10 protein-coding genes and 1 pseudogene are annotated in these 13614 nt (G+C 41.2%); 7 read left to right on the plus strand and 4 right to left on the minus strand.

What is annotated here, in order from left to right; translation table 11 throughout:
- Window positions 1-441: 441 nt before the first annotated feature.
- Entirely contained in the window at window positions 442-1749 is a 1308-nt protein-coding gene (locus A4S05_RS19635; protein ID WP_069071483.1) for a mannosyltransferase, read from the plus strand.
- A gap of 123 nt (window positions 1750-1872) precedes the next feature.
- Complete coding sequence (locus tag A4S05_RS42630) at window positions 1873-3804, plus strand: DMT family transporter (protein WP_218107960.1); 1932 nt, start codon at window positions 1873-1875, stop codon at window positions 3802-3804.
- 51 nt (window positions 3805-3855) lie between these two features.
- On the opposite strand, the pseudogene A4S05_RS40420 reads toward A4S05_RS42630, so the two are convergent.
- A pseudogene (locus A4S05_RS40420) lies at window positions 3856-3963 on the minus strand (Uma2 family endonuclease); the annotation flags it as partial.
- Between the two features lie 218 nt (window positions 3964-4181).
- Here A4S05_RS40420 and A4S05_RS19650 point away from each other — a divergent pair.
- Together A4S05_RS19650 and A4S05_RS19655 are read left to right on the plus strand one after the other, a co-directional pair.
- Window positions 4182-5423, plus strand: a complete 1242-nt coding sequence (locus tag A4S05_RS19650) for a DNA cytosine methyltransferase (protein ID WP_069071484.1) — start codon at window positions 4182-4184, stop codon at window positions 5421-5423.
- Entirely contained in the window at window positions 5396-6373 is a 978-nt protein-coding gene (locus A4S05_RS19655; protein WP_069071485.1) for a Bpu10I family restriction endonuclease, read from the plus strand. Before A4S05_RS19650 ends, A4S05_RS19655 begins: the two co-directional genes overlap by 28 nt.
- Window positions 6374-6435: 62 nt before the next feature.
- Here A4S05_RS19655 and A4S05_RS19660 read toward each other — a convergent pair whose 3' ends face one another.
- From A4S05_RS19660 to rimI, 3 genes are all read right to left on the minus strand, one after another.
- Window positions 6436-6648, minus strand: a complete 213-nt coding sequence (locus A4S05_RS19660) for a hypothetical protein (protein ID WP_069071486.1) — start codon at window positions 6646-6648, stop codon at window positions 6436-6438.
- 126 nt (window positions 6649-6774) lie between these two features.
- A complete protein-coding gene (locus A4S05_RS19665; RefSeq protein WP_069071487.1) occupies window positions 6775-9243 on the minus strand; it encodes an ATP-dependent Clp protease ATP-binding subunit in 2469 nt (822 codons plus the stop codon).
- 418 nt (window positions 9244-9661) lie between these two features.
- Window positions 9662-10213, minus strand: coding sequence for a ribosomal protein S18-alanine N-acetyltransferase (gene rimI / locus A4S05_RS19670; protein ID WP_069071488.1), 552 nt, complete (start codon window positions 10211-10213; stop codon window positions 9662-9664).
- A gap of 92 nt (window positions 10214-10305) precedes the next feature.
- On the opposite strand from rimI, the gene lysA reads away from it, so the two are divergent.
- The 3 genes from lysA to A4S05_RS19685 all read left to right on the plus strand — a co-directional run bounded on the left by lysA (window position 10306) and on the right by A4S05_RS19685 (window position 13494).
- Window positions 10306-11715 carry a diaminopimelate decarboxylase gene (lysA, locus tag A4S05_RS19675; protein ID WP_069071489.1) on the plus strand — a complete coding sequence of 470 codons (1410 nt, stop codon included), beginning with the start codon at window positions 10306-10308 and terminating at the stop codon, window positions 11713-11715.
- A 109-nt stretch (window positions 11716-11824) separates the two neighbouring features.
- The gene (gene cdaA / locus A4S05_RS19680; RefSeq protein WP_069071490.1) at window positions 11825-12748 is read left to right on the plus strand and encodes a diadenylate cyclase CdaA; all 924 of its coding nucleotides are present in this window, start codon (window positions 11825-11827) and stop codon (window positions 12746-12748) included.
- Window positions 12745-13494 (plus strand): isoprenyl transferase, encoded by a 750-nt coding sequence (locus A4S05_RS19685; RefSeq protein WP_069071491.1) that lies wholly within the window; start codon window positions 12745-12747, stop codon window positions 13492-13494. Before cdaA ends, A4S05_RS19685 begins: the two co-directional genes overlap by 4 nt.
- The last annotated feature ends 120 nt before the right edge of the window (window positions 13495-13614 follow it).

The following is a 13614-nucleotide window of genomic DNA, read 5'->3' on the forward strand; positions in this document are numbered from 1 at the left end:
CAATAAAACCTAAACTCACACAAAATCTCTTTGCTAATTGACGTTGTGATATTCCACCTGACAAGTATGTATCCAATATTTTTTGGCGAAAGTCGAGGGAATATGGTTTCATTTTTACCCTTGAGTAGATGCACTGAATTTATCTTAATTAGTGTACTTTATTAGACTGGTAAACGCCATAAAACCTAATAACGTAAAGAAAGATGAACTGGGTCAAAACTCTCTTCCATTCTGCCTTATCCCAACGATAAATTTTCCCAGTCGGTTTGTAGTAAGCTGCTCTAGACCTTGTAAAAGTGCTGGAGCAGTTTACTAAGAATGAATTTCATTAATTTTGCATTACATAATCTAGTTGAATTTATGCTTACCTATTTACTTTAGAGATTTTAATTAATTAGTTTATTCAAGGATATATTAATTCAAATAAAGATAAAATAGCCAATGAAAAAAGCAAGTTTCCCTAAAGATTTGACCCCTTATATAATTATTTATAGTGCTTTTATTGTTTGCGCTATTGTGGGGATGCTAATTTTCCCAGATACTTTTTATAAGTTCTTTTCTCCCACTCAGTTACCCCGTGTAAATCCCCCCGCATTACCACATAAAAGTTACTACTGGGATATAGGACTTTATGCAAATATGGCTTTGCAAAATACTTGTACTGCTTTTTATCCTCTTTGGGGTTTTATAATTACTCACCTATTTCATCCCCAAAATCTAGAACAATATACAAATTATTTTAAAATTACAGCTACAGCAATTTTTTGCATATCTACTCCTTTAGTATTTTGGGTATTTAAAAAGGCTTTAAAAAATCAACTTTTGGCATTAACAATTACCCTTGCTTACACCGTTAACCCTATGGCAATTTTCCGCGTTATAGGCTATACAGAAAGCTTGTTTTCTCTACTGGGGATTTTTTTTATATGGCTGCTTTTACCTGAAAATAGATTAAATGAAAAAATCAAATTAATACAGTTATCGGTTATTAGTATTTTAATGGCTTTAACTCGTCCAGTATTAATTCAGATTATTTTCGCCTGCTTCTTCTCATTAATAACAATATTTTTGTTAACAAAACAACTAAGTAAAAGTCATCTTTTCCAAACGATTACAATATCCATTTCAGCGATATTTGGATATTCTATTTATGGATTTTCATGTCTCCAATCAAGAGGAAATTTTTTCGCGCCATTCAACGATCAAAAACAATGGGGTAAAACATTAGGATTAAATTTAGACTTACTATTTTTACCTAAATCTCCCTTGTTTGATTTATTAGGTTTATATCTACCAATTCTGATTCTAATAATTTCTTTTATCCTAATATATTGTAAATCTAAAAATCATAAATTATTGGTATTTATTCCAAAAAGATTTATTTGGGATATTTTAATAATATACCCGCCCGTCTTAGTATTAGCGTATGTATTGAATTATTGGCGAGGTAGAAAAAAGGAAATAATTACCTCTACATTTACCAATAGCTTACAAAAGAATTATCTATTTTGGTTCTGCATATATTTTTCAGTAATAAATGCTTTAATCGTATTTTTTACACAAAATCGCCTAGCGAGTTTAGGCAGATATATATTTGCAGTACCTTTCTTTTTTCTAGCTTTAGGTTATTTGTATTGTTGTTTTCCAGGAAAAAGAAAATATAAAAGCCTATCATTTGTGATTCTTGTATCCGCGATCGCTCTTGTGCAACAATGGATTAATTATGGAAAAGATCAATGGCTGGGTTAAAAGGTAAAAAACAGTTAATTTAATTAATAACAGTGTAAATCCTTTAGATTCGCCGAGAATTTGACTGCTTATATATTAGTTAATTAATTATTTATTGGTAAAAAATTGAATTTAAATTTCCTAATGAATGTATCCAATCAAACAAAGATAGCGATCGCTTCATTATTTGTAGGTGTAGGTGCTATATCTTTTGGCTCTATTTTTATGAAATTAAGCGAAACTGAACTCAGCCCCAATGCTACTGTATTTAATCGCTTTTGGCTTGCTAGTGTGGTCTTCTTGTTCTGGAATGGATACAAGGCAATACGGCAGCGATTTTCCTTAGTTCAACCTGTAGAACAACAGCCCTACACCAGTCAGGATCTATGGCTATTGCTAGGTGCTGGTATTCTTTGGGCAGCTACTTTAGTCTGTTTGGGTTGGTCGCTGACTCAAACCAGCGTCACGATTTCTAGTGTGTTGCACAATCTCGCCCCCATATTTACCAGCTTAGGGGCGTGGCTATTATTTCGTCAGGGTTTTGAGAGGCAATTCCTCATTGGTATGGTCATTGCCCTTGGGGGAGCGATCGCTATTGAATTTGAGGAGTTGCAAATCGCCACAGACGAAGTTCAAGGAGGGTTGGCTGCGATCGTTTCGGCGATTTTCTTGGGTGCATACCTACTGATTGTAGAAAAATTACGAACAAAATTTTCTCCTGACACAATCCAGTTGTGGATCTGTGCGATCGCGGCTTTAGTCATTTTCCCCATACTTTTGTTTACTCAGGATCAAATTTTTCCTTCTACAGTCAGTGGTTGGCTTTGGGTCATTTCCCTAGCCCTGATTTGCCAAGTCTTTGGTCATGGGCTTTTGACCTATAGCCTTGCCAGGTTTTCTTCTGTGGTTGTCTCCTTAGTGCATTTATTAGAGCCAGTATTTAGCGGCATTTTCGCTCTTATAATATTTTCGGAAAAATTAACTTTTTCAAATTGGATAGGTTTCGCTGTAGTTTTAATAGGTTTATACTTAGCCGTATCTAGCCAAGCTGCTATTCATTTCCCATTCCAGGAATCAGTCAAAAATATAGTTAACACTTTCGTTAAAAGTATGACGTTCAAACTGTCATTACTAAGGCAACAATTCTCCGAAACACCAGCTTTATTAGGAACGGCCTCATTATTGTTTGCTCTAATTCCCATATCTTTAGCCCCATCTCTAACCAAATTGTGTCAACAAGAAATTGGTGCAAATGCTGTAGTATTTCATCGCAGTTGGATTGCAACAGTCGTCTTTGCGCTGTGGAATGGACTTGAGGCTTTCCGCTACCAACAGTCCGATAGCCAATCTATAGAACAGAAGCCTTTCACCGGACAAGAAGTGTGGCTATTGTTGGCAATGGGAACCTCTGCTGGAACCTACCTCCTCTTGTGGGCTTGGTCGCTGAGTCAAACTAGCGTGGCCAACGTGGCTTTACTGTCTAATTTAAACTCCTTATTCGTTGCTTTAGCCGGGTATATGTTATTCGGTCGCCGCTTCGATCACAGATTCGTGATTGGTCTAGTCATAGCCTTGGGAGGAGCGATCGCATTTGAACTTAATAAGGTGCAATTTGCAAATGACCAAATACTGGGTGATGCCTTGGCGTTACTAACTGCGGTTTTCATGGCTACGTGTATGCTGCTGATAGAAAAACTCCGAACCAGATTTAGCACTGCAACTATTATGCTGTGGCGCTGTGGAGTGACAACAATGTTTCTATTACCCGTCCTCCCATTTCTGGAAGATAGACTGTTGCCCTATTCCTGGACAGGTTGGTTTTTCATAATTTTCCAAGCCCTCTTTTGCCAAGTGTTAGGTCAGGGGCTTTTGGCTTATAGCCTCAGCAGAATCTCTTCAGGCATTGTCGCCGTCACACTTCTCCTAGAACCAGTTTTAGCTTCCATTTTTGCGTGGTTCATTTTTTCAGAACAGGTAGGTTTATTTGACTGGGCAACCTTTGCTGTAGTTTTAGCGGGTATCTATCTAGCCCAATCTAGCCAATCCACTGTTCAAATAACGAATGAAGGCTCGTAGCTCTATAACAAGTAACACCAATTCTCCGTAAACTTACACTTAATAATGACTTTCGACAATTTCTCCATGAAGTAGTTCAACCTTGCGATCGCTCAAAATATTAGCGTCAATCATGCGGTGATATTCGTCAATCGTCCACTTCGCAACTATCACACTCATGATGATTTATTTCTCCTAATGATTCTTTATATTCTCCCATTTTAAATGCACTTCAGGTCTAATTCAGAATCAGTCGATTGATTGAAGAATACTAAAAATTACTTATAGCCAAGATAACTTGATCAGAAGAACTGTGTAGCAGGTTGACAAAGTGGTACAAGAGTATCATCCTAGAATGTTTAGAAGGTAAACCAGATGAGTAACCACATTAAGAGTCTATGCTAACAGCACAACCTATCACTATTGATTTGTTTGCTGGGGCTGGCGGCTTTGGTCTAGGTTTCGAGATGGCAGGTTTCTCTGTTCCTTTATCCGTTGAGATTGATACCTGGGCTTGTGATACACTACGTTATAACCGCCCTAATATGACAGTTATTCAACAGGATATCCGTAATTTAAACACTGCAAGTAGCATTAAGGATATCTGTCACTTCAAACCGGATATTGTTATTGGTGGGCCTCCATGTCAAGGCTTTAGTATTGCCGGGCCAGCACAAAAAGATCCTAAAGATCCTAGAAATAGTCTATTCATTAACTTTGCTGAGTGGATATGTTTTCTCGAACCTCAAGCTTTTGTAATGGAGAATGTTAAAGGTTTACTTTCGCGCAAAAATATTGAAGGAAAAAAAGTAACAGATATTATTAAAGAAACTTTTGTAAATCTAGGATATTTTGTAGAAATATGGTCATTAAATGCTGCTGAATATGGTGTGCCACAAATTAGGGAGCGTATTTTTATTGTTGGAAATAAAACAGGACAAGAATTAGGTACTCCTCCAAAAACACACTCCTTAGATTTATTGCATATCAATAGCTCTCAATTATCAATATTTGCCTACATGGGTTTACTTCCTGCCATGAGCTTGTGGGATGCTATATCAGATTTACCACCACTGAATGCACGTGAGGGTGAAGAAGAACAACCTTATATTTCAGAACCTCTCAATAACTATCAAAGCTGGATCAGGAATGGCAGTAGAACACTTTATAATCATGTTGCAATGGATCATTCCCAGAGGCTTGTAGAACGCTTCAAACATATTAAATGGGGTGAATCAAGTTCAGATGCACCAAAAGAACATGGGGCTAGACGGCGTAGTGGAAATGGTGAGTTATCTGAGATAAATTATGACCAGAATAACCGACGTTTAAATCCATATAAACCATCACACACAATAGCAGCTTCGTTTTACGCCAATTTTCTTCATCCTTTTCAGCATCGCAATTTGACAGCCCGTGAAGGCGCACGTGTTCAATCTTTTCCTGACACTTATCGTTTTCTAGGGAAGAAGACTGTTGTATCTCATAAGTTATTACATCGAGAAGAGAGATTCGACGAGAAGTTTCTTTGCCAGTACAATCAGGTAGGTAATGCTGTACCACCTATTCTTGCTAAAGCGATCGCACTTCATCTTCAAGAGAAATTAGAGCTATGCCCAAAAGCGATCGGAACCCTTTAGTTCACGGCTCTAATCTTGAACAAAAGGAGAGTCACCGCACAAAATACAGAGATGTTGAGAGTAAAAAATATCTCAGCGAGATTAGAACTGAGTATGATAAGTGGCATTCTGCTAATCTCGAATTAGTTGGCCCGACATCAACACCTACCGATGAAGATGACGAAAATATTGCTCGTAGGGTAGAGCTTCTATCAAAATATAAGAATTTTTTAGACCAGCAGCACTATGCTGAAAAGTTTGATTCTCGATCAAACCTTCACTCTAGCGTGCTGGAGGAATTCCTTTATTATCTGTTTAAAGATTTAGTCAGAGACTTCGGAGAAAATGCTCTTATCGGCAAATCACATACGTTCAAAGATATTTTCTTTGTGCCGCCAAAATACTCTGAGATGCTTAAGCGTCCGTATGCACGTATTGAAAAGAAAGATCATGACTTTGTAATTGGAGCCACTATTCAAGTATCATTTGAAGCGGCAATTCCACCAGAGAAAGATGAAAATCCTGGTGAAATACTCCCACTTCTTAAAGAGGAACCAGAAAACTACTCGGAAGTTACAGTTACGGGAAACACTGAAACGCACATTTTCGATATTCCAGTTGTTGCAATTGAATGTAAGACATATCTCGATAAAACTATGCTCGAAGGTTCATCACGAGCAGCAGAGGATTTAAAGGCAAGAAATCCAAATAGTTTATATGTTGTACTTATGGAGTGGATCAAGTTGACTAGTGATGTCAATCTTCGCAAGTACAAGGTTGACCAAATTTACGTACTACGTCAGCAGAAAAACACTGACCGAGAATTTAGGTATGAAGAAAAATATGTTAAAAATTCAATTAACCCAGTTGTAGTTCAACATCTATTCCATAAAGTACGGAAGCATCTGAAAATGGACTGGGCTGGCGGAATTGAACACGGGATAGAGCGTGGTTGGCTAATTGACGAGTAACTACTGACCTGAGTCGGTGCTGGTGAAACTTGCGTAAGTCATGCTTGTTACTGCTTACCTCATCAATCTAAGATTTTGACTGGATGTAGGTTGGGTTGATGAGCGATAGAAAGGTCTTTTACACAACGGTGAGATTCTGCAAGACCAGGATCACAAAGTGCAGCAAAATCTGGAGAATATAGGCGACCACATAATGCAAGATTCCAACATGGATACCAATCATTAAGATTAATGCCGTGAATGAAATCACCAGGATAAGGTTTGATTTCTATCATGCTCAAAGATTCCTAAATTAAGTTTATGTATTGAAATCAATTTTCTGCCGAAAAAAACGGTAGAGCAATAAATACTCTACCGTTTTCTAATTTTTTATTTGAGATTTAAATCCCAAACCCTAAATCTTACTCAACACCTTGGGGTAACAATTCCCGGCGCTGTTGAGAACTAACTTGGACAATGCCATTTTCATCCACATCAACAAGGGCTGTATCGCCATCTTTGATACGACCAGACAGAATTTCTTCTGCTAGGCTATCTTCTAACAGGCGCATAATTGCCCGACGTAATGGCCTTGCGCCGTAGCTGGGACTGTAACCTTCTTGGATCAAACGATCCTTGAAGCGGTCTGTGACTTCTAAGGTGATACCCTTTTCCGTCAGACGACCAAATACTTCCTTGAGCATAATTTCGGCGATTTGGGTCACTTCCGGCTTGTTCAACTGACGGAAGACGATAATTTCATCGAGTCGGTTGAGGAACTCTGGACGGAAGTACTGCTTGAGTTCTTCGTTGACCAAAGAGCGAATCCGGTTGTAAGTTGACTCGCTGGCATCTTCGGAGAATTCAAAGCCGATACCGCTACCGCCTTTTTCAATTACCTTAGAACCAATATTGGAAGTTAAAATCAGCAAGGTGTTCTTGAAGTCTACCGTGCGACCTTTGGCATCAGTTAACCGACCGTCTTCCAAAATTTGCAGCAGCATGTTGAATACATCGGGGTGGGCTTTTTCGATTTCGTCGAACAACACCACGGTGTAAGGACGCCGCCGCACGGCTTCAGTTAGCTGACCACCTTCGTTATAGCCAACATAACCTGGAGGGGAACCAATCAGCTTGCTGACGGTGTGACGCTCCATGTATTCGGACATATCTAAGCGGATCATCGCTTCTTCGGAACCGAAGAAGTAAGCAGCTAAGGATTTCGCCAACTCGGTTTTACCTACGCCAGTAGGCCCAGAGAAGACAAAGCTAGCTATGGGTCGGTTGGGATTTTTCAATCCGACACGAGCGCGACGAATTGCCCGTGAAACTGCTTTCACAGCTTCATCCTGACCGATTAAACGCTGATGCAAGGTGTCTTCCATGTGCAGCAGCTTTTCAGATTCAGATTCGGTGAGTTTGTTCACCGGTACACCTGTCCAGGAAGCGACAATGTGAGCAATGTCTTCTTCTGTAACTACAGGTTCTTCACCTTCTGTGCCAGTTGCATTGGTCTTGCTTTGAGCGATCGCCCGGATTTCGGCTTTGATTTCCATTTCGCGATCGCGCAGTTCTCCAGCTTTGTCAAAGTCTTGAGAGCGCACTGCATCATCTTTTTCTTTTAATATCTGACGCAGTTCTTTGTCTAACTCTTTGGCTGCGGGTGGCAGTTGGGAGTTAATCAAGCGCACCCTAGAACCAGCTTCATCAACTAAGTCGATGGCTTTATCTGGGAGGAAGCGATCGCTAATGTAACGATCTGATAACTTCGCCGCCGCCACCAATGCTTCGTCGGAGATTTTCAGTTTATGGTGTTGCTCGTAGCGTTCGCGCAGACCATATAAAATTTCAATTGTTTCATCAACTGTTGGTTCGCCAACCATTACTGGTTGGAAACGCCGCTCTAGCGCTGCATCTCGCTCGATGTGCTTCCGGTATTCATCTAGGGTTGTAGCTCCGATGCACTGCAACTCACCTCTGGCCAAAGCTGGCTTGAGGATATTCGCTGCGTCAATAGCACCTTCTGCTGCACCTGCACCAATTAAGGTGTGTACCTCATCAATCACGAGAATGACATTACCCGCAGAGCGGATTTCATCCATGATTTTTTTCAAGCGTTCTTCAAATTCACCCCGGTACTTGGTTCCTGCTACGAGCAAACCAATATCCAATGTGACGACGCGTTTATCTTCGAGGATGTCAGGGACATCTTTGGTGGCAATGCGTGAAGCTAAACCTTCAGCGATCGCAGTTTTACCAACCCCTGGTTCCCCAATCAGCACTGGGTTATTTTTGGTTCGGCGACCCAATATCTGAATCACCCGCTCAATTTCCTTGGCGCGTCCCACCACTGGATCGAGCTTATTGTCTATCGCCATCTGGGTCAGGTTGGAGCCAAATTCATCCAGAGTCGGGGTTTTTGTGCGCCCAGATGAACCACCTGGTGAAACTTCGGCAGTTTCTCCCAACATGCGGATGACTTGGGTTCTGACCTTAGATAGATCCACACCGAGGTTTTCTAGCACCCTGGCTGCGACGCCTTCCCCTTCGCGGATTAGGCCCAACAGCAGATGCTCGGTGCCAATGTAGTTATGCCCCAGTTGGCGTGCTTCTTCCAAGGAGAGTTCTAAAACTCGCTTTGCCCGTGGCGTAAACGGAATTTCCACGGCAACAAAGCCTGATCCCCGTCCTATAATTTTTTCAACTTCAATTCGGGCATCTTTAAGATTGACGCCCATTGATTTCAGCACCTTGGCAGCCACACCAGTGCCTTCGCCAATCAGACCCAGGAGGATCTGCTCGGTTCCAACAAAGTTGTGACCTAAACGGCGGGCCTCTTCTTGGGCCAGCATGATTACCTTAATGGCTTTTTCTGTGAAGCGTTCAAACATGGCATTTTTCCCATCACCTGCGGTCGTGCCGGTATGCTGATTTTAGCACAGGCAAAGCTTTTGGATGCCTGTATAACAGATTATAGACATCCTGAAGCTATGACTTGGGTTGATGGGCTAATTGTTAACTCTTGACTACTTTTATGTGGCTAGTGTACTGAGGAGCTTTAGTTCACCAGCGTTTTTGAGATTTACTACAAACAGTTCACTGCTTACATTGAGAGTTAGTTTACTTAATCCCAAACATTTATATATAGCATATATATTTTTTAATATCAAGCAAAAATAGTTTATATAGTTTTTTATTATGAAAATCATAGTTTATATAAAATATTTATATAGAAATAGATGCAGCAAAGTTGCATTTTTTTGCTGAAGCTGATCCAAACTCCGATAATTCAAAATTAATAATTCTCAACTACTTAAAAATCAAGTGCCAAGAGGATTTGTCCAGGCGATCGCTAATCATGGAATGCCACTGGTCTAAAGTTGCTTGAAATTTGGGGTGTTGTAAATCTGGGAGCCAAAGGATTAGGGCGTCTTCATCGTTATCTTGGTAGTAACGCCGCCGCCGCCCAGCTGTTTTGAAGCCAAATTTTTGATATAAAGATATGGCTCCCAAGTTTGAAGCTCGAACTTCGAGGGTAGCTCGCTCCATTTTGCGATCGCAAGCTGTCTTAATAAGTGCATATAATAAAGCCTGTCCCAACCCTTGACGGTGATATTGGGGATGAACCGCCAAAATTGTAATGTGGGCTTCGTCTAAAATTGACCAAAAACAACCCATTCCCAGCAGCATCGAATTAGAGACAGGGGAAAATAAACCCAACAGATCGCTGTTGGGGCTGTCCAACTCCCGTTGGTAGCCCTCCATTGTCCATAAACCACCAAAACAGGCTTGATCCAGTTCCAACAATGCACTCAGATGCTCTGCTGTCAGTAATTTAATTTCTAAGTCTAATGAGATCACATTTATTGAATAACGTTACAAACCCTTTGTAAACTGGGAATTGGGAGATGAACTCACACCCCGTAAATTGAACAAGGAAAATTTTTATAGTTATGGTATCGACTCACCCCACTGGGGTTCAACATTCTGGAAGTCAATATTTACCTCAAAGGCACGACACCAACACAAATCCATCGCCCAATCAAGAACTTTTACCCTTGACTGCCAGAGTTCATAATCATGACCTCCTGGAAATTGGTGGGTGTGATGTCACAACCCTAGTTGAACAATTTGGTTCACCTTTATATATTTTAGATGAAGAAACCCTGCGTTCCGCTTGTCAGCAATACCGAGATACTTTCAAGCAATACTACAAGGGTGAATCTCAAGTATTGTACGCCTCAAAAGCTTGGAATTGTTTAGCAGTTTGCGCGATCGCGGCTTCAGAAGGTTTAGGAATTGATGTCGCATCAGGTGGTGAACTCTACACTGCGCTGCAAGCAGGTGTCAATCCTGAGAAAATCTATCTTCATAGCAACAATAAATCTCGTGAAGAACTGATTTTTGCCACAGAAGTAGGTTGCACTATTGTGGTGGATAACTGGCACGAGTTACGCACTTTGGTAGAAATTGTTGAGACAGCAAATTCACCCTCCGTACAGCCTCGTTTCTTGTTGCGCTTGACTCCGGGTATTGAATGTCACACACATGAATATATTCGCACTGGGCAACTAGATAGTAAATTTGGCTTTGATCCGAATGAGTTAGAGGAATTATTTACTTTTGTCAGTAAACAGTCTTTCCTTAACTGCGTGGGGTTACATGCTCATATCGGTTCCCAAATTTTTGAGCGCCAACCGCATCGAGATTTAGCGGCTCTGATGGTACAGTGGTTACGTGATGCGGCCAAGTATGGGTTAAATTTTACAGAATTAAATGTCGGTGGTGGTTTAGGGATTAAGTATATAGAATCAGACGATCCCCCCAGCATTGAAGAGTGGGTGAAGCCGATTTGTGAGGTAATTCAAGAAGCTTGTGCAACCGAAAATTTACCTTTGCCAAAATTACTGTGTGAACCGGGGCGATCGCTAATTGCCACAGCTTGCGTCACTGCCTATACTATTGGTTCATCCAAAGTTATCCCAGAAATTCGTACCTACGTAGCGATCGATGGAGGAATGTCTGATAATCCTCGCCCGATTACTTACCAATCAGTTTATCGGGCAGTCGTTGCTAATAAAATGTCTTCTCCCTTAACCGAAACAGTCACAATTGCTGGTAAACATTGTGAATCAGGAGATATTCTGATTCATAACGCTCTACTCCCAAAGACTGAACCAGGGGATATTCTCGTAGTTATGGGAACTGGTGCGTACAATTACAGTATGGCATCTAACTACAATCGCTTGCCCCGTTCGGCAGCTGTTGTTGTGGCCAATGGCGAAGCAAATTTAATTTTGCAACGTGAAACTTATCAAGACTTGATTCGACAAGATCGCCTACCAGAAAGATTAAAGAAATAGTCATTTGTCATTAGTCATTGGTTATTAGTCATTTGCAAATGACAAAGGACAAAGGACAAATGACTAATGACCAACCGTAAATTAGAGGCAAAAGTGTAATCCAGATGTCATGAGAGATTGGTGGAAGCAATGGCTGACAAACCTAGGATGGTCACAGTCCTTGCTACTTGGGACTCTGGATATTGTGTTGGTGTTGGCGCTGACTTACATGATATTAGTTATCATTAGTGAGCGCCGGACACTGTGGATGGTGCGGGGATTCATTATCTTAATGCTAGCCTCGGCACTAAGTGGCAGATTAGGACTACCTCTGCTAAGTTTTGTATTAGAAAAATTGGTAATTGGTTGTGCTGTGGCGATGGCAGTTGCTCTACAGTCAGAGTTTCGGCGATTTTTGGAGCAATTGGGGCGTGGCGAATTCCGCCAGCTATTTCAACCCGATCGGCTGGCAATCCCTAAATCTGATAGTGTAATTGATGAAATTGTTGAGGCTGTTAAAGAATTGTCAAAAAACCGCATTGGAGCTTTACTAATTGTGGAAACCACAGGGCCAATTGATGAGCGAGACTTTTCTGTGCCAGGAGTAAAGCTAAATGCGGAAGTTTCTAAAGAACTAATCCAGACAATTTTCCAGCCAAAAACTTTGTTACACGATGGGGCAACACTGATTCGTGGATCACGGATAGTGTCATCAGGTATAATTTTACCACTTTCGGGACGCACAGCCTCGCGCCAGTTGGGAACACGCCACCGGGCGGCAATGGGAATTACTGAGCGGGTCGAAAATTGCATTTGTGTCGTTGTATCTGAAGAAACGGGTTCTATTTCCTTAGCGGAACGGGGAACCCTAAATAGACCGCTGACGATTAGAAAGCTGAAAGAGTCATTAGAGGCTCTTTTGTCCCCAACCGTGGATCGGGAAGCAGTTGCACCTGGTCTGTTGAGCTTTGTTCGTCGGACAGGTGGGAAGACACTAGCACTGGTTTCACGTTTACTCGGACTACCATCGACCGCTTCTCGAGATAAAAAATGACAGCACAACAAACTAAACTGCAAGATTTGCCTACTGACTTAAAACGAGAACTATTGCCGCAGCACGTTGCGGTGATTATGGATGGTAATGGTCGATGGGCTAAACGTCAGGGTCTACCCCGGATTATGGGTCATAAGCGAGGAGTAGATGCTCTTAAAGATTTACTTCGCTGTTGTCAGGATTGGGGAATTCAGGCGCTAACAGCTTATGCTTTTTCAACGGAGAACTGGAAAAGACCGCAGGAAGAAGTGGATTTTTTGATGACTCTGTTTCAAAGAGTTTTGCGGCAAGAATTGCGGGAAATGGTTGAAGAGAATGTTCAAATTAAGTTTGTGGGAAATTTGCAAGACCTGCCGCGATCGCTCCAACAAGAAATATCCCGTTCAATGGAAGAAACTAAGGATAATCGCGGTATCCGGTTTTCGGTAGCAACTAATTATGGTGGACGGCAGGAAATTTTACAAGCTTGTCAGGCGATCGCAAAACAAGTCCAGCAAGGTCTGCTACAACCCAATGAAATTAATGAACAGGTGTTTGAAAGCCACTTGTACACAGCAGGAATTAGTGACCCAGATTTGTTAATTCGTACCAGTGGAGAAATGCGCCTCTCAAATTTTCTTCTCTGGCAAATGGCTTATGGAGAAATTTATATTACCGATGCTCTCTGGCCAGATTTTGATCGGGCTGAGTTTCATCGCGCTTTATGTGCCTACCAACAACGCGAACGGCGGTTTGGGAAAGTTTAAGGGAGGGGCATGGGGCATTGGTTATTCTCCTCATCTCCCTCATATAGGAGTCTATATCAGTGAAACCAATTTTAGGTTTAGCGATCAGTTCCATATTTATTTCTTCACCAGCTTTTGCAC

Source organism: Nostoc sp. KVJ20, from assembly GCF_001712795.1.
In the GTDB taxonomy this organism is placed as follows: Bacteria; Cyanobacteriota; Cyanobacteriia; order Cyanobacteriales; family Nostocaceae; genus Nostoc.

Excerpts from the sequence above, each read along its gene's own strand:
- A4S05_RS19635 (WP_069071483.1), top strand. The coding sequence starts at position 442 with ATGAAAAAAGCAAGTTTCCCTAAAGATTTGACCCCTTATATAATTATT.
- A4S05_RS42630 (WP_218107960.1), top strand. The coding sequence starts at position 1,873 with ATGAATGTATCCAATCAAACAAAGATAGCGATCGCTTCATTATTTGTA.
- A4S05_RS19650 (WP_069071484.1), top strand. The coding sequence starts at position 4,182 with ATGCTAACAGCACAACCTATCACTATTGATTTGTTTGCTGGGGCTGGC.
- A4S05_RS19655 (WP_069071485.1), top strand. The coding sequence starts at position 5,396 with ATGCCCAAAAGCGATCGGAACCCTTTAGTTCACGGCTCTAATCTTGAA.
- A4S05_RS19660 (WP_069071486.1), bottom strand. The coding sequence starts at position 6,648 with ATGATAGAAATCAAACCTTATCCTGGTGATTTCATTCACGGCATTAAT.
- A4S05_RS19665 (WP_069071487.1), bottom strand. The coding sequence starts at position 9,243 with ATGTTTGAACGCTTCACAGAAAAAGCCATTAAGGTAATCATGCTGGCC.
- lysA (WP_069071489.1), top strand. The coding sequence starts at position 10,306 with ATGGTATCGACTCACCCCACTGGGGTTCAACATTCTGGAAGTCAATAT.
- cdaA (WP_069071490.1), top strand. The coding sequence starts at position 11,825 with ATGAGAGATTGGTGGAAGCAATGGCTGACAAACCTAGGATGGTCACAG.
- A4S05_RS19685 (WP_069071491.1), top strand. The coding sequence starts at position 12,745 with ATGACAGCACAACAAACTAAACTGCAAGATTTGCCTACTGACTTAAAA.